Source organism: Streptomyces sp. SS1-1 (assembly GCF_008973465.1).
GTDB lineage: Bacteria > Actinomycetota > Actinomycetes > Streptomycetales > Streptomycetaceae > Streptomyces.
This window is the reverse complement of sequence record NZ_WBXN01000004.1, coordinates 7038096-7057450: the sequence shown is the minus strand read 5'-3', so window position 1 is coordinate 7057450 and position 19355 is coordinate 7038096. Positions and strand designations below refer to the sequence as shown.

Genomic DNA, 19355 nt, shown 5'->3' with positions numbered 1-19355 from the left:
GGTGTGCGCCCGGCGCGACCGCGGGACGCCGGTGTCGGGATCAGGCGTCGGGGGACGGTGTGCCCGCCCTGGACAGCAGCTGGGGCGACAGGGTCTTGATCATCGTGTTCGTCCAGCGCATCTGCCGCAGCGTCTGCGGATGGCAGGCCGTGGCCAGGTCGAGCAGGGGCGTGTCCTTCTCGGCCTGCGCCGCCTGGGCGAGCATCTCCCAGTCCAGGGAGTTGCCGGTCGCGGCCAGGTGGAGTTCGCGCAGGTCGTTCAGGAGGGAGAGGCCGGGGCGCGGGTCGTCCAGGGCGCGGGCCGCGCGTTCGCCGCGGTCGTCCGTCGCGGGCGGGTCCTCGGCGGAGCGGGGCAGGCGCAGGCCGTACGGCTCGGCGGCCTCGGCGAGGCGTTCGGCGTGTTCGTGGGACCAGCGGGCCAGGTCGACCGCCACGTGGTGCACCTCGTGCTCGGCGGCGTCGCGCGCGGCCGTCTCCAGCAGTTTGCGTTCCATCGTGCGTTCGCCCTCGTACAGGGCCCGCAGGACGACCGGTACGGCGCTCACGACCGCTCACCTCCCGGCTCTCCGGTGCTCTGCCGGGCCAGCGCGGCCGGGCCGCCCGTCGTCGGCGGGGCGGCGGCCGGATCGACCGGCGCGGAGGCCGTCGTCGTCGGGGCGGGCGACACCGCGCCGTCGCCGCGTTCGATGAGGGTGAGGCGGGCGGCCGCCGTCTTGAAGAGGGGCTGCTTGGACACCGGGTCCCAGTCCGTGACGGTGGTCTCGTTGGCGGCCCGGCCGCCGTCCTCGCCGGGGCCGGCACCGCCCGGGGTGTCCCAGTAGCCGTAGTGGAACGGCAGGAACACCATGCCGTCACGGATCCCGGTGACGCGCAGCCGGCCGCGCACCGAGCCGCGGGGGCTGGTGACCTCGACCAGATCACCCTCGGCGACCTGGTGCCGCCGCGCCTCGGCGGCGGAGATCTCCACCCAGACGTCGGGAGCGGCGGCCCGCAACTGGGGGCTGCGGCCGGTCTTGGTGCGGGTGTGGAAGTGGTACAGGGTGCGGCCCGTGGTCAGCTGCAAGGGGTACTCGTCATTCGTCGCTTCGTGGAGGGGCAGGTACTCGGCGGCCTTCAGGACGGCCCTGCCGTGCGGGTTGAGCGCCCGGTACTCGGTCTCGGACACCGAGGCGCCGGTGACCAGGTCCCTGCCGTAGGTCTCGCAGGCGTCGGGGGCGGCCCAGCTGACGCCGTCCGTGTAGAGGCGATCCGTGCCCTCGGGCTTCTCGTCGGTGCAGGGCCACTGGATGCCTCCGGTGGCGCGCAGCCGGTCGTAGGTCAGCCCGGTGTAGTCGCAGGGCCGGCCCCGGCTGCACTCCTGCCACGCCTCGAACGCCGACTCCGGGTCGTGCCAGCCGACGAGCGGGCGGCCGTCCTTGTCGCGGAAGTCCATCCAGCGGGCGTACTCCAGCCAGATGTCCAGGTCGGGGCGGGCGTCGCCCGGCGGCTCGACGGCGCGTTCCGAGAGGTGGACGGTCCGGTCGGCGTTGGTGAACGTGCCGGTCTTCTCGGCCCAGGTCGCGGCGGGCAGGACGACGTCCGCGAACCGTGCGGTCTCGGTGAGGTAGAGGTCCTGGACGACGGTGAAGAGCCCGTCGCGGCGCAGGATGCCGCGCACGCGTTCCAGTTCGGGAAGGGAGACGGCCGGGTTGGTGCCGGAGATCCACAGCATCCGGATCGACCCCTGCTCGGCGTAGCGGAAGATCTGCATCGCCGGGGTGGGTGCCGTGTGGCTCGGGATGTCGGTGGGCTCCACGTTCCAGACCCGGGCGAGGTCCGCCACATGGGCGTCGTTCTCCCAGTTCCGGAAGCCGGGCAGGTCGCCGTCGGCGCCGCACTCGCGGGTGTTCTGCGCGCTGGGCTGGCCGTTCATCTGGAGCACCCCGCAGCCGGGGCGGCCCAGCATGCCGCGGATCAGCTGCAGGTTGTTGACCTGGACGGCGGCGGCGGTGGCCTGATGGGACTGGTAGACGCCCTGGAGCACGGTGGACAGCAGCCGCCGCGCGTCCCCGAGCACCTCGGCGGCCTCGGTGACGGCCGCGGCCGGGACGTCGCAGATGCCGGCCGCCCACCGCGGGGTGCAGTCGGCGACGCGTGCGGCGAGTTCGTCGAAGCCGACGGTGTGCGCGTCGACGAAGGCACGGTCGATCCGGTCCATCCGGATGATCTCGTGCAGCAGCGCGTTCAGCAGGGCCACGTTGGTGCCCGCGCGGGGCGCGAGGTGGACGGCGGCGTGCCGGGCGACCCGGGTGGGGCGCGGGTCGACGCAGACCAGGCGGGGCGGTTCGTCGCCGGCCAGCCGGTCGAGGACCCGCATCCACAGCACCGGCTGGGTCTCGGCCATGTTGTGCCCGAACAGCGCGATCACGTCGGCGTGGTCGACGTCCGCGTACGAGGCGGGCTGGCCGTCGCAGCCGAAGGTCTCCTTCAGCGCCTCGGCGGCCGTCGCCGTGCACAGCCGCGTGTTGCCGTCGATGTGGTTCGTGCCGATCCCGGCCCGCGCGATCACGGCGAGCGTGTAGTACTCCTCCAGGAACAGCTGGCCGCTGGTGTAGAAGCCGATCGAGCCGGGCCCGTACGTCTCCACCAGGTCCTTGCTCCGGTCGACGATCGTGCCCAGCGCGGTGTCCCAGTCGCAGGGCTCCAAGCGCCCGTCGCGGCGGACGAGCGGCGTGGTCAGCCGGTCCCGCGACCGGTTGGCCTGCCAGCCGAAGAGGTCCTTCGGCCCCAGCCTGCCGTGGTTCACCCGGTCCCGGGCGCTGCCGCGCACCCCGACGATCCGCCCGCCGGCGACGGCGACGTCCATCGCGTCCCCGTTGGAGTGCAGGACGGACGCCGTCGGCACCCACGCCTCCACGTCGCCGTCCGTGACGCCGGGCTCGAGATACGAGTCCACCCGGACCGGCCACGGTGTGCCGGGGCCGTACGGGGTGCGCTCGCCCCACGGCTCGGCGATCCGGTCCACCTCGGCGCGCATGACCTGTCACCACGCTTCCACGAATCGGGGCCGGTGTCCGCCCGCTCTCTCAGGACGGGGCGGCCGGCCGGCCCGCCGTCGTGCGGGCCGGCCGGGGCGTGCTCCCCCGCGCGTCCGTCAGAGGACGGTGCCCGGGTCCTCCGGCCGGATACGGCCGCGCCAGCCGCCGGTGCTGCCGCCCTTCTCGATGTACTCCTTGAACCGGTGCAGGTCGCCCTTGACCCGCCGGTCGATCATGCCGAGCGCGTCGGCGCCCTTCTCGGCCATGCCGGTCGGCTCGACGTCCATGGTGAGCTCCACGCGCGTGTGCGTGTCGTCCAGCTGCTCGAAGCGGACCGAGCCGCGCTGCTGTGTGTCGCCCCCCACGGACCGCCAGGTGATCCGGTCGTCGGCGAGCTGGTCGACGATCTCGGTGTCGAACTCGCGCTTGACGCCGCCGATGCTCGTGACCCAGTGGTTGTGCCGCTCGTCGAGCTGGCGGACCTCCTCGACGCCCTCCATGAAGCGCGGGAAGTCCTCGAACTGGGTCCACTGGTCGTAGGCCCGGCGCAGCGGCACCTCCACGTCGACCGTCTCCTTGACCGTGCTCATCGATCCTCCTGTGCGCTCGTCTCGCGGGCCGGTCCGCGCGTCACGGACCCGGCCCGCCGTGCGTGTTCGCGGGGCGGGTACCCGGGTCGCGGGAACTGAAAGATCGTGCGGGCGGACGAGTTCGGGGTGTGGTGCCGTCCAGCCGGGAACCCGGCGCCCATGAACGCTGAGAGAGTGCCGCACGAGTCGTACTGGCTGCAGACCGCGCCGCCCGGCGATCCCGCTCCCCCGCCGGACGGTGACCTCGAGGTGGACGTCGCCGTGGTCGGCGGCGGGATCGCGGGCCTCAGCACGGCCTGGGAGCTGGCCCGGCAGGGCCGTGAGGTGGCCGTCCTGGAGGCGGGGCGGCTCGCCGCCTCGGTCACCGGGCACACGACGGCCAAGCTCACCGCGCTGCACACCCTGGTCTACGACCGGCTGCGCCGCACGCGCGGCCCGGAGGCGGCCCGGCTGTACGCGCGTTCGCAGTCCGAGGCGATCCGGCGCGTCGAGGAGTGCGCGCGGGAGCTGGGCGTGGACTGCGAGTGGGAGGAGGCCGCGGCCCACACGTACGCCGAGGACCCGCGGCATGCCGGGGAGCTGCGCGCCGAGGCGGACGCGGCCCGGGAGGCGGGGCTGGACGCGGAGTTCGTCACGGAGACCGACCTGCCCTTCCCGGTGGCCGGAGCGGTCCGGGTGAACGGGCAGGCGCAGTTCCATCCGCGCAAGTACCTGCTGGCGCTCGCGGAGGACCTGCGGCGGCACGGCGGCGCGGTGTACGAGAACACGCGGGTGACCGGCCTGACCGAGGGCGAGCCCTGTGTGCTGACCACGGAGGCGGGCGTGCGGGTGCGCGCCTCGAAGGTCGTCGTCGCCACGCACTACCCGGTGTTCGACCGCGCCCTGCTCTTCTCCCGGCTGTCGTCGCGCAGGGAGCTGGTCGTGGCGGGCCCGATCCCCGAGGAGCGGGCGCCGCGCCACATGTACATCACGCCGGAGCGGTCCACGCGGTCGGTGCGCACGGCGCCCCTCGGCGAGGGACGCAGGCTGCTGATCGTCACGGGCGAGCACTTCACCCCCGGCACCACCGACGCGGAGGAACGCTTCGAGCGGCTGGCCGCCTGGACCGAACGGCACTTCCCGGACGTGACGCTCACGCACCGGTGGGCCACCCAGGACAACGACGCGACGGACACCGTGCCGCTCGTCGGGCCGTTCCACGCCGGCAGCCGGCACACGTACGTGGCGACGGGCTTCGGCGGCTGGGGCATGAGCGGCGGCGTCATGGCGGGCCGGCTGCTCGCGGACCTCATCGGCGGCCGCGAGGTGGCGTGGAGCGGGCTGTACGACCCGCGCCGGCTGGGGCCGGTCGTACGCGAGGGCGGCCGGTTCCTCACCCACCAGGCACAGGTCGCGCGGCACTTCGTCGGCGACCGGATCGCCCCGCTGGCCGGGTCCGGACCGTCGCCGGACGACATCGCGCCCGGTGACGGGGCGGTGGTACGGGTCGGCGCGGGGCTGTGCGCCGTCCACCGGGACGAGGAGGGCCGGTTGCACGCGCTGTCGGCCCGCTGCACCCACCTCGGCTGCATCGTCGCGTTCAACCGGGCCGAACAGGCGTGGGAGTGCCCCTGCCACGGCTCCCGGTTCGCCCCGGACGGCGCGGTCGTCCAGGGACCGGCGGTGCGGCCCCTCCCCCGGCGCGATCTCTGACCGGCGTTTCCCGGCCACGGGTCGGGGGCACCCGGTCGGCGCACTCAGAGGGGCCCGACCGGGTCCTTCCCGGACAAGGAAGAAGTTGAAGCGCCGTGACCGCGCGGACCGCGAAGAAGGAAACCCTGCACGTCCCCCGGACCGGCTGGCTGGAGTCCCGGCACCCGGAACAGAAAGCGATACGCACCTGTGTCGCCGCCGTGGAGGACAGGAGCACACCGTCCTCGGCCCGCACGGGGGCCGAGGGGAACATCGTCCGGGGCGAGGACTGACCCCCTCCCCGGCCGGTGGCCGACCCCGTCTTCGATCCCCGGAGCGAATGTGAAAGCACTTGTCGTCAACTGCACCCTGAAGAGGTCCCCCGAGCCCTCCAACACCGAGGCCCTGGCCTCCGTGGTCGCGAGCCGGCTCACCGAACAGGGCGTGGAGGTGTCCTTCGTACGGGCCGTCGACCTGACGATCGCCCCCGGTGTCGTGACCGACGCGGGCGACGGCGACGAGTGGCCCGGCGTGCACGAGCGGATCCTGGAGTCCGAGATCCTGGTGATGGCCTCGCCGACCTGGCTGGGCCGTCCGTCGTCGGTGGCGCAGCGGGTCCTGGAACGCATGGACGCGATGCTGTCGGAGACCGACGACCAGGGGAGTCCCGTGGCCTACAACCGGGTGGCCGGCGTCGTGGTCACCGGCAACGAGGACGGCGCGCACCACGTCATCAGCGAGATCTCCGGGGCGCTCGCCGACATCGGCTTCACCATCCCGGGCCAGGCCTGGACGTACTGGCATCTGGGCCCAGGGCCCGGACCCGACTATCTGGACGAGCGGAAGGGACGCGACTGGGCGCACAGCACCGGTCGCGCCATGGCCGACAACCTGCACGGTGTCGCCCGGGCCCTGTCGGAGCGGCCGCTGCAGGCCGCGGGCTGAGGAGCGCGTCCATGACCACTGAAGCTCTCGCACCGCACCCTCCCCTGCGCTGCTGGGTCCTGCCGGGCGTGTACCGACCCCAGTTCGACACCCGGCTGCTGACCCGCGCCCTGCACCGCGAAGGGGTCACGGCCGGCACCGCCGTGCTGGACCTCGGCACGGGCAGCGGCATGCTGGCCGTCGAGGCGGCCCGGCTCGGCGGACGCGTCACCGCCGTGGACATCTCCCGGCGGGCGCTGGCCGCCGCCTGGTGGAACGCCCGGCAGAACGGGCAGACCCTGCGGCTGCGCCGCGGCGACCTGATGACGGCGGTCCCGGGCCGGCGGTTCGACCTGGTCGTCTCCAACCCGCCGTACGTCCCCGCCCCCGGCGACGAGACCCCCAGGGGCGCGGCCCGCGCCTGGGACGCCGGGGCCGACGGCCGGCTGCTGATCGACCGGATCTGCGACCACGCGCCCGCGCTGTTGCGCCCCTCGGGACGGCTGCTGATGGTGCACTCGCACCTGTGCGGCGTCGACGCCACGCTGGACCGGCTGACCGCCGCCGGCCTGCGGGCCCAGGTCGTCGAGCGGGCCCAGCTGCCCTACGGCCGGGTGCTGCGCTCCCGGGTGGACTGGCTGCGCGAGCGCGGGATGGCGGACGAGGACCTGACGGAGGAACTGGTGGTGATCCGCGGTGAACGCGTCTGAGCGGCCCCGCCGCATCCGGGTCCAGCGGGACGGCCCGCTGATGGTCGAGGGGCCCGTCGAGGTGGTCGGCGAGGACGGCGAGGTGACCGTCTGCGACCGGTTCAGCGTGGCCGTCTGCACCTGCCGGCGCAGCAAGATCTTCCCCTGGTGCGACACCAGCCACCGCAAGCGCGCGAAGCGGACGACGAAGGACGAGGACGAGACCGCATGACCACGACGACTGCCCCGCCTCTCTCCCGGCGGACGGTGCCCGGGCTGCCCGCGCCGCGCGGCCCGCTGTCCGCCGCCGTCCTGGGCCTGCTGCGCGGCGAGCGGGACGTCGACGTGCCGTCCCCGGCCGGCGCCGAGCCGTACGGCGACGACCTCCAGCTCGCCCTGTACGTCCTGTACGAACTGCACTACCAGGGCTTCGACGGGGTGCCGGACGCCCGGGAGTGGGACAGCCGGCTGCTCGCCGTGCGCGGCGCGCTGGAGGACCGCTTCCTGGGCGCGCTGCGCGCGGACGTCCCGGTCGGCGACGGCGACAGCGCGTGGGCGGCCCTGGACGAGCTGCAGGTCGAGCCGGTGGACGGCACCGGCAGCGTCTCGCACTTCCTGCGGGACGACGGCACCCTCGACCACCTGCGTGAGTACGCGGCGCTGCGCTCGCTGTACCACCTGAAGGAGGCGGACCCGCACGCCTGGGTCATCCCCCGTCTGTACGGGCGGGCCAAGGCGGCGATGGTGGCCATCGAGTTCGACGAGTTCGGCGGGGGCCGCGCGGACGAGATCCACGCGCAGCTGTTCGCCGACCTGATGGCGGACCTGAAGCTGGAGACGGCGTACGGCCACTATCTCGACGCGGCTCCCGCCGAGATGCTGGCGACGGTCAACCTCATGTCCCTGTTCGGTCTGCACCGGGCGCTGCGGGCCGCCCTCGTGGGGCACTTCGCGTCGGTGGAGGTCACCTCGTCCCCGGGGTCGCGGCGGCTCGCCGAGGCACTGGAGCGGGTCGGGGCGGGCCCGGCCGCCGTACGGTTCTACGCCGAGCACGTCGAGGCGGACGCGGTGCACGAGCAGGTCGTACGGCACGACGTCATCGGCGGGCTGCTGGAGGAGGAACCGGCCCTGGAGGCCGACGTGGTGTTCGGCATCCGCGCCACCGGACATCTGGAGGACCGGCTGGCGGCCCGGCTGCTCGCGACGTGGCGGGACGGCGGCTCGGCGCTGCGGGCCCCCGGGCGGGCCGGGACGGCCGCCTGACGTCCGGCGCCGCATCGGGGACGGGACTCGGGGAACCCGGCGCGCATGACCATGAACCACGCTGAAGCCCCGGTCCTCGAGGCGCTCGCCGCCTACCGGAACGCCGACGAGCTGGCCTTCACGCCCCCGGGCCACAAGCGGGCCCGGGGCGCGGACCCCCGGGCCCGTGCCGTGCTCGGCGACGCCGTGTTCTTCGGGGACGTGCTCGCCAACGGCGGTCTCGACGACCGGCTGGCGCGCAACGAGATCCTCGTGCGGGCCGAGCGGCTGATGGCGGACGCGGTCCACGCGGACCACACGTTCTTCTCGACCTGCGGCAGCTCCCTGTCGGTGAAGGCCGCGATGCTGACGGTGGCCTGCCCCGGCCACAGGCTCCTCGTCGGACGCGACGCCCACAAGTCGGTCGTCGCCGGGCTGATCCTGTCCGGCGTGGAGCCGGTGTGGGTCGAGCCCCGCTGGGACGCCGAGCGGAGCATCGCGCACCCGCCGTCGACGGAGGCGTACGAGAAGGCGTTCGAGGAGCATCCGGACGCGGACGGCGCCCTGGTCACCAGCCCGACCCCGTACGGGGCCGCCGCCGACCTCGCCGGGATCGCGGAGGTCTGCCACCGCCGCGGCAAGCCGCTGGTCGTGGACGAGGCCTGGGGCGCGCACCTCCCCTTCCACACCGATCTGCCGGCCTGGGCGATGGACGCGGGCGCCGACATCTGCGTGACCAGCATCCACAAGATGGGCAGCGGCCTGGAGCAGGGCTCCGTCTTCCACCTCCAGGGCGACCTCATCGACCCGGCGGAGCTGGCCTCCCGCGCCGACCTCCTGGACACGACCAGCCCCAACGTGCTGATCTACGCCGGGATCGACGCCTGGCGGCGGCAGATGGTGCAGCACGGCCACGACCTGATCGGCGGGGCGCTGAAGCTGGCCGCGCGCACCCGTGAGGCCGTCGAGGCGATCGACGGCATGCACGTCCACGACGAGGCGGACTTCTGCGGCCCCGGTATGGCCTCCGGCTTCGACCCGCTGCCGGTGGTCATCGACATCAGCGCGCTCGGCACGACCGGCTACCGGGCGGCGGACTGGCTGCGCGAGCACCACCACATCGACGGGCACCTCTTCGACCACCGCAGGATCAGCGCGCAGCTCACCCACGCCGACGACGAGGAGACCACCGAGCGTCTGCTCACGGCGCTGCGCGACCTGGCTGACCACGCCTCGGACCTCCGGGACGCCCCGCGGGTCGCGGTCCCCTCCCCCGCCGAGCTGCGGATGGAGCAGGCGGACCTGCCCCGGGACGCCTACTTCGCCCGCCACGAGAAGGTCGCCCCGCAGGACGCCGTCGGCCGGGTCGCCGCCGAGATGATCACCCCGTACCCGCCCGGCATCCCCGCGGTGCTGCCCGGTGAGCGGCTGACCGAGCCGGTGCTGGAGTACCTGCTGACCGGGGTCGGGGCGGGCATGTTCCTGCCGGACGCGGCCGACCAGCGGCTCGGCACGGTCCGGGTCGTCGCCGAGGACTGACGACCGTCCCGCACGCCTCACCCGTAGGCCCCCGTTACGCCGGCACCGCCACCGGGTACCCGTCTGCGCGTTTCGCCCATAACGACCGTTTCCCCAGGGAGAGACGTGACTGAAGACTCCGGGAGCACCCCCCGCACCGACCCGACGGACACGAGGAAGGTCGCCCTCCTGGTGGTCGACATGATCAACACCTATGACCACGAGGACGCCGAGCTGCTCGTGCCGTCCGTCGAGCCGGTCGTGCCGGTCCTCGCGGAGCTGATCGGGCGGGCCCGCGCGGCGGACGTGCCGGTGATCTACGCGAACGACAACTTCGGGCGCTGGCGCTCCCACCACGGCGAGCTCGTGGAGAGCGCGCTGTCCAAGCCGCGCGCCGATCTGGTCGAGCCGATCCGCCCGGACGACGAGTCGCTGTTCGTGGTGAAGGCCCGGCACTCCGCGTTCTACGAGACGCCCCTGTCGTATCTGCTGTGGCGGCTGGGTGTGGGGCATGTGGTGGTGACCGGGCAGGTCACCGAGCAGTGTGTGCTGTACTCCGCGCTGGACGCGCACATCCGGCACCTGGACGTCACGGTGCCCAGCGACGCCGTCGCCTCGATCCATCCGCATCTGGCGTCCGCCGCGCTGGAGATGATGGAACTCAACATGGGGGCGCGGATCGTCGAGGCGGCGGACGTCGACTTCGACGGGTGAGTCAGCGCCGGGCCCCGGCCGCCGCCTTCGCGGTGTCGTCCGGGACCCGTTCGGCGGGCCGGTCACCGGAAGCGGCACCGCGGCGGACGACGAGCACGGCGGCCAGGGCGACGGCCAGGCCGAGGGCGGTCTGGGCGCCGAAGGGCTCGCCGAACATCAGCGCCCCCCAGACGGCCGTCACGGGTGCCATCAGGAACATCAGGGTGTTCACCTGCGTGACGCCCGAGCGGCTGAGGATGAGCCAGTACAGGCCGTACCCGCCGAAGGTGGCGAGGACGACGAGCCAGGCGGTCGCGATCCAGAAGGAGGGCTCGGCGGGCGGTACGGCCGCCCCGGCGCCGACGGCGAGCGCGGTGAAGACGACGGCGCTGGTCAGGCAGTGCGTGGTCAGCGCGGCCTCGGGCGCCACCTTCGTACGGGAGCGGCCCTCCAGGAAGGTGGCCGCGACCAGCGACAGCATGCCGAGGAACGGGACGGCGTAGGCCCACCAGGCGGCGTGCCCGCCGGAGGCCGCGTCGGCGCCGGTGACGACGGCGACGCCGGCCACGCCGAGTCCGAGCCCGAGCCACTGCCGGCGGGAGACGTACTGGTGGAGGAGCGGTCCGGCCAGCGCCCCGGCGACGAGGGGCTGCACGCCGTCGATGAGGGCCGTGGTGCCGCTGGAGACGCCGAGCTGGATGGCCCCGTACACGGTGAGCAGATAGCCGCTCTGCGAGAGGGCGCCGACGACGACCTGCCGGGCCACGTCCCGGGGGGTGAGCCCGCGCCAGGAGGACCGGGCCAGGGCGACGGCGAGCAGGACGAGGGCCAGCGGCAGGAACCGCCACATGAGGAGGGTGACGGCGGAGGCGCTTCCCGCGCCGAGCTTGGCCCCGATGAACCCGGAGCTCCAGCAGATCACGAAGGCGGCCGACAGCAGCACGTTCATGTCCGGGCCTCCAGTAAACAGATCGGTATAGTCGCTGCCCCATCCAATATACAGATCGGTATACACTGCGGCCATGGAGAGCGTACGGAATCCGCGACGGATCACGATGACGCCGGCCGCCCTGCGGGTGCGGGCGGCCGCGGACCGGCTGTTCTACGAGCGGGGCATCCACGCCGTGGGCGTCGACCTGATCGCCGCCGAGGCCGGGGCCACCAAGAAGACGATCTACGACCGCTTCGGATCGAAGGAGCAGCTGGTCGTGGAGTACCTCGCCGACCGGGACGAGCGCTGGCGGGCCTTCCTCGACGGCTCGCTGGACACCGCCGGGCCGGACGCCCGCGCCTGCGTCCGGGCCGTCTTCGACGCCTCGCGCGCCTGGGCCGGGGACCACAACTCCAAGGGCTGCAGCATGGTCAACGCGCATGCCGAGATCAGCGACCCGGCCCATCCGGCGTACCCGATCATCACCGGCCAGAAGGCGTGGATGCTGGCCCTCTTCACCGACCTGGCGCGGGAGGCCGCCCCCGGCGACGCCGAGCGGCTGGGCCGCTCCCTCATGCTGCTGCACGAGGGGGCGCTCGTCGCGTACGGCCTGGGCGTGTTCCCGGACCCCATCGGTCACGCCCGCGACCAGGCCGAGGCCCTGCTGGACGCGGCCCGCGCTCAGCGGCCCTGACGCCGGCCGCGCACCAGCAGGTACAGGAAGTACGGCGTGCCCACGGCCGCCGTCATCAGGCCCGCCCCGAGCTGGGCCGGCGCGATCACCGTCCGGCCCAGCAGATCCGCCGTGCAGACCAGCACGGCACCCAGCAGCACCGCGGCCGGGACCACCCGGACGTGCCGCCGGCCCACGAGCGCCCGGGCCGCGTGCGGGGCCACGAGTCCCACGAAGCCGATCGTGCCGGCGGCGGCGACCGCGGTGGCGCTGAGCAGGACGGCGAGCACGAGGAAGCCGAACCTCCCCCGTGCCAGGCCCAGTCCGAGCAGCCGCGGGGTGTCGTCGTCCAGCGAGACGAGGTCCAGCTCGGTGCGCCGGGACACGGCGACGGCCAGCCCGACGACGAGGACGGCGGCGAGCGGCACGAGGTCGGGCGGGGTCCGGCCGTAGGTGGAGCCGGACAGCCAGATGAGCGCCTTGGTCGCGTTGAACGGGTCGGTGAGCACGATGAGCAGGCCGATCAGGGCCGTGGACGCGGTGGCCACGCCGATGCCGACGAGGACGAGCCGGTTCTGCCCGAAGCCGCCGCGCGCGGCGAGCCCGAAGACGAGGGCGGAGCTGACGGCGGCGCCCGCGAGGGCCGCGCCGGCCATGCCCCACGATCCGGCCATGGGCACCGTCGTCACCAGCAGGACCGCGCCCAGCGCGGCGCCGCCCGAGACGCCGAGGACGCCGGGCTCCGCGAGGGGGTTCCGCGTCACGGCCTGGACGAGCGTGCCGGACAGGGCGAGCGCCGCGCCCGCGAGGAGGGCGGCGAGGACGCGGGGCGTGCGGGTGTCGAGGACGAAGGAGACGCCGCGGCCCGCCCGGCCCTGCGCCCAGTTGACGACGTCGCCCAGCAGCAGCTTGCTGTCGCCGAGCAGGACGGCCGCGACCGTGACGCCCACGAGCAGGACGGCCAGCACGGCCGTGGTGGTGAGGAACACGGCCCGGCCGCGGATGCGCAGCCGGTCGGGCGGGGCGGCCTCGGCGGTGTCCTTCAGCCGGGCCGCCATGACGACGAGGAACACGGCGCCGACGAGACTGGTGACGACGCCCGTCGGCACGGCGACCGCGACGTCGGAGGGCACGAGGGTCCGCAGCAGCACGTCCGAGCCGAGCACGAGGGCCGCGCCGGTGAGGCCCGCGGCGGGCAGGCGCCCGCGGGTGCGGGTGAGGCCGTGGGCCCTGCGGGCGAGGGCCCGGACCAGGGCCGGGGCGCACAGGCCGACGAAGCCGATGGGCCCGGCCAGGGTGACGGCCGTGGCCGACAGCAGGGAGGCGAGGACCACGGCGGTGACACGGGTGGCCCGTACCGGGACGCCCAGGCCGCGGGCGGCGTCGTCGCCGAGGGCCAGGGCGTCGAGGCGCCGGGCCACCAGCAGCAGCCCCGCGAGGCCGGCCATGGCCAGGGGTGCCATCTGGAGGACGCCGTCGAAGCCGCTCTGCCCGATGCCGCCCTGGTTCCACTGGTAGAGGCCCTGTGTCTCCTGCGGGAAGAGCAGCAGCAGTCCCTCGGTGACGGCGGTGAGGCCGAGGGCGAGGGCGGTGCCGGCGAGCACGAGCCGTACGGTGCCGGCGCCCAGGCCCGACAGGCCGAGGACGACGGCCGCCGCGACGAGGCCGCCGGCGAAGGCGATCCCGGAGGAGGCGATCAGCGGCAGCGAGACACCGGTGACGGCGGCCAGTCCCAGCGCCAGGTAGGAGCCGGCGTTGACGGCGAGGGTGTCGGGCGAGGCGAGCACGTTGCGGCTCACGGCCTGCAGGGCGGTGCCCGCCATGCCGAGGACGGCGCCGACGAGGAGACCGGCGGCCGCCCTCGGCAGCCGGGAGGCGACGACGACGGAGGTGTCGCCGGCGCCCGCCCGGCCGGTGAGCGCCTTCCAGACCTCGCCGGCTCCGACGTCGGCTGTGCCCTGGGTGATGTCGACGACCGCGAGGGCCGCGACCAGCAGGACCAGGCCGGCCGTCACCGCGGCCGTGCCCGTCGGGGAGGCGGCGGCCGTCGGGCGGGCGACGGACGGGGGTGCGGTGACGGCCATCTGCTACTTCGTCAGCTCGCCGACGAGGGCGTCGACGTACCGCTCCATGGAGACCGGCCCGCCGAACATCCAGATGCCGTCGGGCAGCCGGTGCACGTGGTCCTTCTTCACGAACGGCAGCGACGTCCACACCTTGTCCTTCGCGAGGGCGCCGGTGAAGGGGGTGCTGCTCTTGTCGCCGTCGTTGCCGATGTAGGCGAACCGCACGTCGGCGGGCAGCTCGGTGAGGCCCTCGACGTCGGTGGTGCCGAGGCCGTAGTCCTTGTCGCCGTCGACCGTCCAGGCGTTCCTCAGGCCGAGCCTCTCGTTGACGGCGCCGATGAGCGATCCGCTGGTGTAGGGCCGCAGCGAGACCTGGCGGGAGATGGCGTAGCCGTCGGCGAAGGCGAACGCGGCGCCGTCGAGACCGGCGTCGGCGAGCGCCTTCGCGCCCTCCTTCAGCGCGTTGTCGAAGTCCTTCTTGATCTCGCCGGCCCGCTCGGTGGTGCCGGTGGCCTCGGCGATGAGGTCGAGGTTCTTCGTCATCTGCCCGAGCGGGTCGGACGCGTTCGCGGAACGCACCTCGATCACCGGGGCGATCTCGCGCAGCTGCTTGACGGCGGCGGGCGGCAGGTCCGTGCTGGCCACGATGAGGTCCGGGGCGAGCGCGGCGACGGTGTCCATGCTGGGCTCGCCGCGGGTGCCGATGTCCTTGGGCTCGTTCTTCAGCGGGACCGCCTGGTCCCAGGTCTTGTAGCCCTTCACGTCGGCGACGCCGACCGGGTCGACGCCGAGCGACACCAGCAGCTCGACCTCGTGCCACTCGGTGCCGACGACCTTCTCGGCCGGCCCGTCCAGCTTCACCTCGGTGCCGGAGGCGTCGGTGAGAGTGATGGCCTTGTCCTGCTTCTTGGGCGCGGCGGCGTCGGCCGCGGGCTCGGTGGTGCCGCAGGAGGTCAGGGCGAGGGCCGCGGCGGTGGCGACCGCCGCGGTCGTGATCAGGCGTCTCATGAGGGAGTGCCGGGCCTTTCGGTTCGGGTGTGGTGACGGCCGAGGGCGCGGGTGCGCGGCCGGCCGGTGAGCGGGTCGGTGCCGACCTCGATGCGGATGCCGTAGACAGGGGTCAGCCGCTCGGCGGTCAGCACGTCGTCGGGGGTGCCGTCCGCGACGACACGTCCCTCGTGCAGCAGGACGACGCGGTCGGCGAGCGCCGCGGCCTGGTCGAGGTCGTGCAGGACGGCGCCGACGGCGATGCCGTGGTCGTCGGCCAGGTCGCGGACGAGGTCGAGGAGCTGGATCTGGTGGCGCAGGTCGAGGTAGGTGGTCGGCTCGTCGAGCAGGAGCACGCCGGTCTCCTGGGCGAGGCAGCTCGCGAGCCACACCCGCTGCGCCTGGCCTCCGGAGAGGTGCTCCACGCCGCGCGCGGCGAGGTCGCCGACGCCGGTCATGGCCATCGCGCGCTCGACGGCGGCGGTGCCGTCCGGGTCGGCGCCGCCCCAGCGGCCCCGGTGGGGGTACCGGCCGAACGCGACGACGTCCCGTACGGTCAGGCCGCTCGGGGTGGGGCGGCCCTGTGTCAGGAGGGCGACGCGGCGCGAGAACTCACGCGGGGTCAGCGCGAGCCCGTCGGCGCCGTCGACGACGAGGGCGGCGGTGCGCGGCCTCTGCAGGCGCGCCACGGTCCGCAGGAGGGTGGACTTGCCGCTGCCGTTCGGGCCCACCAGCACGGTCACGTCACCGGGCCGGAGCGACAGCGACGCGCCGTGGACGACGTCGACGCCGTCGTACGCCACGGTGACGTCCGTGGCCGACAGTTCATGCCCGCGGGGACGCGCCGCCGCCAGGACCTTTTCCTCTGCTTGCACGTTACGCAGGTTAGCCTAACCTAAGTAGCCATGATCAAGGGGTCCGCCATCCGGACACGGGACGCCGCCGCTTCCCCGACTCGCGGCCCCCGGCGCCTACTGTGGCGGTCCACGGAATCTCGCCGTGAGCGGAGGAGGGACGACCGTGGCCCAGGCGCGGCCGGGGGGTGAACGGCGGAGCTGGGCGCCGCTGCTGGCCGTGTGCGCCGGCTACTTCATGGTGATCCTGGACGTGACCGTCATCAACGTCGCCGTCCCCGTCGTCGGCCGCGACCTCTCCGCCTCGCTCACCGGCGTCCAGTGGGTCACCGACGGCTACACGCTCGTCCTCGCCGGGTTCCTGCTGAGCGGTGGCGCGCTGGGCGACCGGCTGGGCAACCGCCGGGTGTTCTGCGCCGGCGTGGCCGTGTTCACCGCCGCGTCCGCCGCGTGCGCCCTCGCGCCGGACGCCGCGTTCCTCGTCGCCGCCCGCCTCGTCGAGGGACTGGGCGCGGCCCTCATCGTCCCGGGCTCCCTCGCCCTGCTCCAGCAGTCCTATCCGGAACCGGCCGCCCGCTCGCGCGCCTTCGGGCTGTGGGGGTCGATGGCGGGCATCGCCGCCTCGGCCGGACCGCTGCTCGGCGGCGCGCTCGTGTCCACCGTCGGCTGGCGCTGGGTGTTCCTCGTCAACCTCCCGGTCGGCGCGGCCTGCCTGGCCCTGACGCTGCGCCATGTGGCGCCCTCGCCCCGCCGGTCCGACCGGGCCCTCGACTGGCCCGCGCAGTGCGCTGTCGTGGCGGCCGTCGCCCTGCTGACCGCCTCCCTCAACGAGGCCGGGCGGCGCGGCTGGACCGACCCGGCCGTCCTCGCGGGCCTGGGCCTGGCCGTCCTCGCCGCCGTGGCCTTCGCCGTCCGCGAGCGGCTGGCGCGCTCCCCCGCGCTGCCGCCGGCCCTGCTGCGGGCAGGGGCGACGAGCGGCGGCGCCGCGATCGGCCTGCTGTTCAACTTCGCCTTCTACGGCATGGTGTTCACCGCCAGCCTGGAGTTCCAGCGGGGGCGCGGCTACAGCGCCTTCGAGACGGGGCTCGCGCTGTTCCCGGCGGTGGCGACGACCATGTTCGCCTCCGTGCTGTCCGGCCGGCTGGCCCGGCGTACCGGCGACCGGCCCCTGGTGGTCACCGGCATGCTCGTGGCCGCGCTCGGCCTGGCCGGATGGGCGGCGGCGGGCCCCGACCCCGGCTACGCCCTCCTGGTCGCCCCGATGATGGCGGCCGGGTTCGGCACCTCGTTCGCCCTGACCGGCACGACCACCACCGTCATGGGCGCCGTACCCGCCGCGTACGCGGGCACCGCCTCCGCCCTGTTCAACACCGCCCGCCAGATCGGCAGCGCCACCGGGGTCGCCCTCGGCGGCAGCCTGCTCGCCTCCGCCGCCGACCCCTCGGCCGGACTGCGCGTCAGCATGGCCGCGGGTGCCGCCGCCTACGTCACGGCGGCGGCACTGGCCCGGCGGTGCGTGCCGAAGCGGTGACCGGCCGCCGGCCACGGACTCGTGCGCGCTACTGTCCCCGATCATGGACGACACATGGCGCGGAGACAGGATCGGCAGCGCGCTGCGGGGGCGGAACCCCACCGTGCTGCGCCGGCTGGAGGCCGGGTTCGCGGTGATCGGGGACACCCAGTTCCTCCCCGGCTACTGCGTCCTCCTGTCCGACGATCCGGCGGCCCGGCGGCTCTCCGACCTGCCGCGCGACAGACGCCTGGCCTTCCTGTCCGGCATGGACCGGCTCGGCGAGGCCGTCGAACGCGCCTGCGGGCGGCTGGACCCCGGGTTCCGCCGGGTCAACCTGGAGATCCTGGGCAACACCGACCCCTTCCTGCACGCCCACGTGTGGCCCCGCTACGACTGGGAGCCGGACGACCTCGTCGGCCTGCCCGTGTGGCTGTACCCGCGCGGCTCCTGGAGCGCACCGGAGCACGCCCTGGGCCCGCGGCACGACCCCCTGCGCGAGGCCATCGGCGCGGAGCTCGACCGGCTCGCGGGCCACGGATCGCCGCGCTGACCCGGGAGCGCCCGGCGGCGCGTGCCGCCCCGTGGAATGCTGGGAGGCCGGCACGGCCTGGACCCCGAGAGGTGGAGGACGCGATGGACTGGGCCTGGTTCGCGCAGCAGATGGCGTCGATGGCACGCGATCTCCTGGCGCAGGAATCGGTCGACGCGACCCTGGGACGGATCACGCGCTCCGCCACCGAACTGGTGGAGGGCTGCGACGCCGCGGGAATCCTGGTGCTGCACGGCGACAGAGTCCAGACGCTGGCCCCCACCGACGACCTCGTCGTGGCCAGCGACCGGATCCAAGGGGAGCTGCGGGAGGGGCCCTGCTTCGACGCCGCGCACTCCCGCACGGGCGAGCGGGTCTTCCGCATCCCCGACTTCACCTCGGACGCGGCGCGCTGGCCCCGCTATGCGCCCCGGGCCCAGGAACTCGGCGTCGGCAGCATGATGGGCTTCCTGCTCTACACCGAGGACGAGGATCTCGGCGCCCTCAACCTCTACTCCCGCGAGCCGGGCGCCTTCACCGGCGCGAGCGAGCTCGCCGGGTGGCTGCTCGCCTCCCACGCCGCGATCGCCTTCTCCAGCGCCCGCACCCACGCCCAGATGGAGGAGGCCGTCGCCACCCGTCATCTGATCGGCGAGGCCATGGGCATCCTCATGGGCCGTCACGGACTGGACGAGACACAGGCCTTCGACGTCCTGCGCCGCTACTCGCAGGAGAACAACGTCAAGCTCCGCGAGGTCGCCCGGCAGATCTGCGAGAAGGGCGCCCTGACCTGAGGGAAGGCACGCGGGTGCGCGGGCGGGCCGCACTCTAGCCCACCGCCCCCTCGCCACGCCCGGGGGGCCGTGTTCGACCTGGCAGAGCCGGGAGTGGAGAATCAGGGCCATGAGCGAGAACGTCTTTTTCCAGATCTCGGCCGGCGGCGAGAACCTCGGCCGCATCGTCTTCCGGCTCTTCGACGACGTCGTGCCGAAGACCGCGCGCAACTTCCGTGAGCTGGCGACCGGCCAGAACGGCTACGGCTACAAGGGCGCGCCCTTCCACCGGGTCATCCCCGAGTTCATGCTGCAGGGCGGCGACTTCACCAACGGCAACGGCACCGGCGGCAAGAGCATCTACGGCGAGAAGTTCGCCGACGAGAACTTCCAGCTGAAGCACGACCGTCCGTACCTGCTGAGCATGGCGAACGCCGGCCCGAACACCAACGGCTCCCAGTTCTTCATCACCACGGTCGTCACGCCGTGGCTGGACGGCAAGCACGTCGTCTTCGGCGAGGTCGTCGAGGGCGAGGACGTCGTCAAGGCGGTCGAGGCCCTGGGCAGCCGCTCCGGCACGACAGCCAAGAAGATCGTCATCGAGGACTCCGGCATCGTCGCCTGACGTACCGTCGGCACGGCACGGCCCGGCGTGGACTCCACGCCGGGCCGTCCGCGTCACCGGG

The 19355-nt window shown here is 74.0% G+C and carries 20 protein-coding genes; 13 read left to right on the top strand and 7 right to left on the bottom strand.

Annotated elements, in window-relative coordinates; all coding sequences use genetic code 11:
• Positions 1-40: 40 nt before the first annotated feature.
• The 3 genes from F8R89_RS33645 to F8R89_RS33635 all read right to left on the bottom strand — a co-directional run bounded on the left by F8R89_RS33645 (position 41) and on the right by F8R89_RS33635 (position 3606).
• Positions 41-544 carry a hypothetical protein gene (locus F8R89_RS33645; RefSeq protein ID WP_151787545.1) on the bottom strand — a complete coding sequence of 168 codons (504 nt, stop codon included), beginning with the start codon at positions 542-544 and terminating at the stop codon, positions 41-43.
• On the bottom strand, positions 541-3015 hold the full coding sequence (locus tag F8R89_RS33640; protein WP_151787544.1) for a molybdopterin oxidoreductase family protein: 2475 nt from the start codon (positions 3013-3015) through the stop codon (positions 541-543). Before F8R89_RS33640 ends, F8R89_RS33645 begins: the two co-directional genes overlap by 4 nt.
• A gap of 117 nt (positions 3016-3132) precedes the next feature.
• Positions 3133-3606, bottom strand: coding sequence for an SRPBCC family protein (locus tag F8R89_RS33635; RefSeq protein ID WP_062664764.1), 474 nt, complete (start codon positions 3604-3606; stop codon positions 3133-3135).
• Between the two features lie 159 nt (positions 3607-3765).
• Between F8R89_RS33635 and F8R89_RS33630 the strand changes: the two genes are divergently transcribed.
• The 8 genes from F8R89_RS33630 to F8R89_RS33600 all read left to right on the top strand — a co-directional run bounded on the left by F8R89_RS33630 (position 3766) and on the right by F8R89_RS33600 (position 10364).
• On the top strand, positions 3766-5298 hold the full coding sequence (locus F8R89_RS33630) for an FAD-dependent oxidoreductase (protein ID WP_151787543.1): 1533 nt from the start codon (positions 3766-3768) through the stop codon (positions 5296-5298).
• 95 nt (positions 5299-5393) lie between these two features.
• Complete coding sequence (locus tag F8R89_RS36400) at positions 5394-5570, top strand: hypothetical protein (protein ID WP_192806303.1); 177 nt, start codon at positions 5394-5396, stop codon at positions 5568-5570.
• Between the two features lie 49 nt (positions 5571-5619).
• Entirely contained in the window at positions 5620-6222 is a 603-nt protein-coding gene (locus F8R89_RS33625; RefSeq protein ID WP_151787542.1) for a flavodoxin family protein, read from the top strand.
• Positions 6223-6233: 11 nt separating this feature from the next.
• Positions 6234-6911 carry a HemK2/MTQ2 family protein methyltransferase gene (locus F8R89_RS33620; protein ID WP_151787541.1) on the top strand — a complete coding sequence of 226 codons (678 nt, stop codon included), beginning with the start codon at positions 6234-6236 and terminating at the stop codon, positions 6909-6911.
• Between the two features lie 40 nt (positions 6912-6951).
• Positions 6952-7122, top strand: coding sequence for a CDGSH iron-sulfur domain-containing protein (locus F8R89_RS33615; protein ID WP_151788386.1), 171 nt, complete (start codon positions 6952-6954; stop codon positions 7120-7122).
• Positions 7119-8153: an iron-containing redox enzyme family protein gene (locus F8R89_RS33610; RefSeq protein WP_151787540.1), complete on the top strand. Its 1035-nt coding sequence runs from the start codon at positions 7119-7121 to the stop codon at positions 8151-8153. Before F8R89_RS33615 ends, F8R89_RS33610 begins: the two co-directional genes overlap by 4 nt.
• Before the next feature lie 45 nt (positions 8154-8198).
• Positions 8199-9671, top strand: coding sequence for an aminotransferase class I/II-fold pyridoxal phosphate-dependent enzyme (locus F8R89_RS33605; RefSeq protein ID WP_151787539.1), 1473 nt, complete (start codon positions 8199-8201; stop codon positions 9669-9671).
• A 105-nt stretch (positions 9672-9776) separates the two neighbouring features.
• Positions 9777-10364, top strand: a complete 588-nt coding sequence (locus F8R89_RS33600; RefSeq protein WP_264158898.1) for a cysteine hydrolase family protein — start codon at positions 9777-9779, stop codon at positions 10362-10364.
• 1 nt (position 10365) lies between these two features.
• On the opposite strand, the gene F8R89_RS33595 is transcribed toward F8R89_RS33600, so the two are convergent.
• Positions 10366-11292: a DMT family transporter gene (locus F8R89_RS33595; RefSeq protein ID WP_151787538.1), complete on the bottom strand. Its 927-nt coding sequence runs from the start codon at positions 11290-11292 to the stop codon at positions 10366-10368.
• A 73-nt stretch (positions 11293-11365) separates the two neighbouring features.
• On the opposite strand from F8R89_RS33595, the gene F8R89_RS33590 reads away from it, so the two are divergent.
• The gene (locus F8R89_RS33590) at positions 11366-11968 is read left to right on the top strand and encodes a TetR/AcrR family transcriptional regulator (protein ID WP_225994570.1); all 603 of its coding nucleotides are present in this window, start codon (positions 11366-11368) and stop codon (positions 11966-11968) included.
• Here the strand turns inward: F8R89_RS33590 and F8R89_RS33585 are convergent.
• The 3 genes from F8R89_RS33585 to F8R89_RS33575 are packed head-to-tail and all read right to left on the bottom strand — an operon-like array spanning position 11956 to position 15875.
• On the bottom strand, positions 11956-14031 hold the full coding sequence (locus F8R89_RS33585; RefSeq protein WP_151787537.1) for an iron ABC transporter permease: 2076 nt from the start codon (positions 14029-14031) through the stop codon (positions 11956-11958). The two genes, F8R89_RS33590 and F8R89_RS33585, sit on opposite strands and share 13 nt — an antisense overlap.
• Before the next feature lie 3 nt (positions 14032-14034).
• Complete coding sequence (locus F8R89_RS33580) at positions 14035-15021, bottom strand: iron-siderophore ABC transporter substrate-binding protein (RefSeq protein ID WP_151787536.1); 987 nt, start codon at positions 15019-15021, stop codon at positions 14035-14037.
• On the bottom strand, positions 15018-15875 hold the full coding sequence (locus F8R89_RS33575; RefSeq protein WP_151787535.1) for an ABC transporter ATP-binding protein: 858 nt from the start codon (positions 15873-15875) through the stop codon (positions 15018-15020). Before F8R89_RS33575 ends, F8R89_RS33580 begins: the two co-directional genes overlap by 4 nt.
• Positions 15876-16020: 145 nt before the next feature.
• Between F8R89_RS33575 and F8R89_RS33570 the strand changes: the two genes are divergently transcribed.
• The 4 genes from F8R89_RS33570 to F8R89_RS33555 all read left to right on the top strand — a co-directional run bounded on the left by F8R89_RS33570 (position 16021) and on the right by F8R89_RS33555 (position 19294).
• Positions 16021-17385 (top strand): MFS transporter, encoded by a 1365-nt coding sequence (locus F8R89_RS33570; protein WP_225994569.1) that lies wholly within the window; start codon positions 16021-16023, stop codon positions 17383-17385.
• Between the two features lie 43 nt (positions 17386-17428).
• The gene (locus F8R89_RS33565; RefSeq protein ID WP_151787533.1) at positions 17429-17917 is read left to right on the top strand and encodes an HIT family protein; all 489 of its coding nucleotides are present in this window, start codon (positions 17429-17431) and stop codon (positions 17915-17917) included.
• 83 nt (positions 17918-18000) lie between these two features.
• Entirely contained in the window at positions 18001-18690 is a 690-nt protein-coding gene (locus F8R89_RS33560; RefSeq protein ID WP_151787532.1) for a GAF and ANTAR domain-containing protein, read from the top strand.
• A gap of 109 nt (positions 18691-18799) precedes the next feature.
• Positions 18800-19294, top strand: coding sequence for a peptidylprolyl isomerase (locus tag F8R89_RS33555; protein ID WP_151787531.1), 495 nt, complete (start codon positions 18800-18802; stop codon positions 19292-19294).
• Positions 19295-19355: the final 61 nt, after the last annotated feature.

Excerpts from the sequence above, each read along its gene's own strand:
- F8R89_RS33560 (WP_151787532.1), top strand. The coding sequence starts at position 18,001 with ATGGACTGGGCCTGGTTCGCGCAGCAGATGGCGTCGATGGCACGCGAT.
- F8R89_RS33640 (WP_151787544.1), bottom strand. The coding sequence starts at position 3,015 with ATGCGCGCCGAGGTGGACCGGATCGCCGAGCCGTGGGGCGAGCGCACC.
- F8R89_RS33610 (WP_151787540.1), top strand. The coding sequence starts at position 7,119 with ATGACCACGACGACTGCCCCGCCTCTCTCCCGGCGGACGGTGCCCGGG.
- F8R89_RS33595 (WP_151787538.1), bottom strand. The coding sequence starts at position 11,292 with ATGAACGTGCTGCTGTCGGCCGCCTTCGTGATCTGCTGGAGCTCCGGG.
- F8R89_RS33590 (WP_225994570.1), top strand. The coding sequence starts at position 11,366 with ATGGAGAGCGTACGGAATCCGCGACGGATCACGATGACGCCGGCCGCC.
- F8R89_RS33635 (WP_062664764.1), bottom strand. The coding sequence starts at position 3,606 with ATGAGCACGGTCAAGGAGACGGTCGACGTGGAGGTGCCGCTGCGCCGG.
- F8R89_RS33615 (WP_151788386.1), top strand. The coding sequence starts at position 6,952 with ATGGTCGAGGGGCCCGTCGAGGTGGTCGGCGAGGACGGCGAGGTGACC.
- F8R89_RS33580 (WP_151787536.1), bottom strand. The coding sequence starts at position 15,021 with ATGAGACGCCTGATCACGACCGCGGCGGTCGCCACCGCCGCGGCCCTC.
- F8R89_RS33605 (WP_151787539.1), top strand. The coding sequence starts at position 8,199 with ATGACCATGAACCACGCTGAAGCCCCGGTCCTCGAGGCGCTCGCCGCC.
- F8R89_RS33555 (WP_151787531.1), top strand. The coding sequence starts at position 18,800 with ATGAGCGAGAACGTCTTTTTCCAGATCTCGGCCGGCGGCGAGAACCTC.
- F8R89_RS33630 (WP_151787543.1), top strand. The coding sequence starts at position 3,766 with ATGAACGCTGAGAGAGTGCCGCACGAGTCGTACTGGCTGCAGACCGCG.
- F8R89_RS33620 (WP_151787541.1), top strand. The coding sequence starts at position 6,234 with ATGACCACTGAAGCTCTCGCACCGCACCCTCCCCTGCGCTGCTGGGTC.
- F8R89_RS33585 (WP_151787537.1), bottom strand. The coding sequence starts at position 14,031 with ATGGCCGTCACCGCACCCCCGTCCGTCGCCCGCCCGACGGCCGCCGCC.
- F8R89_RS33565 (WP_151787533.1), top strand. The coding sequence starts at position 17,429 with ATGGACGACACATGGCGCGGAGACAGGATCGGCAGCGCGCTGCGGGGG.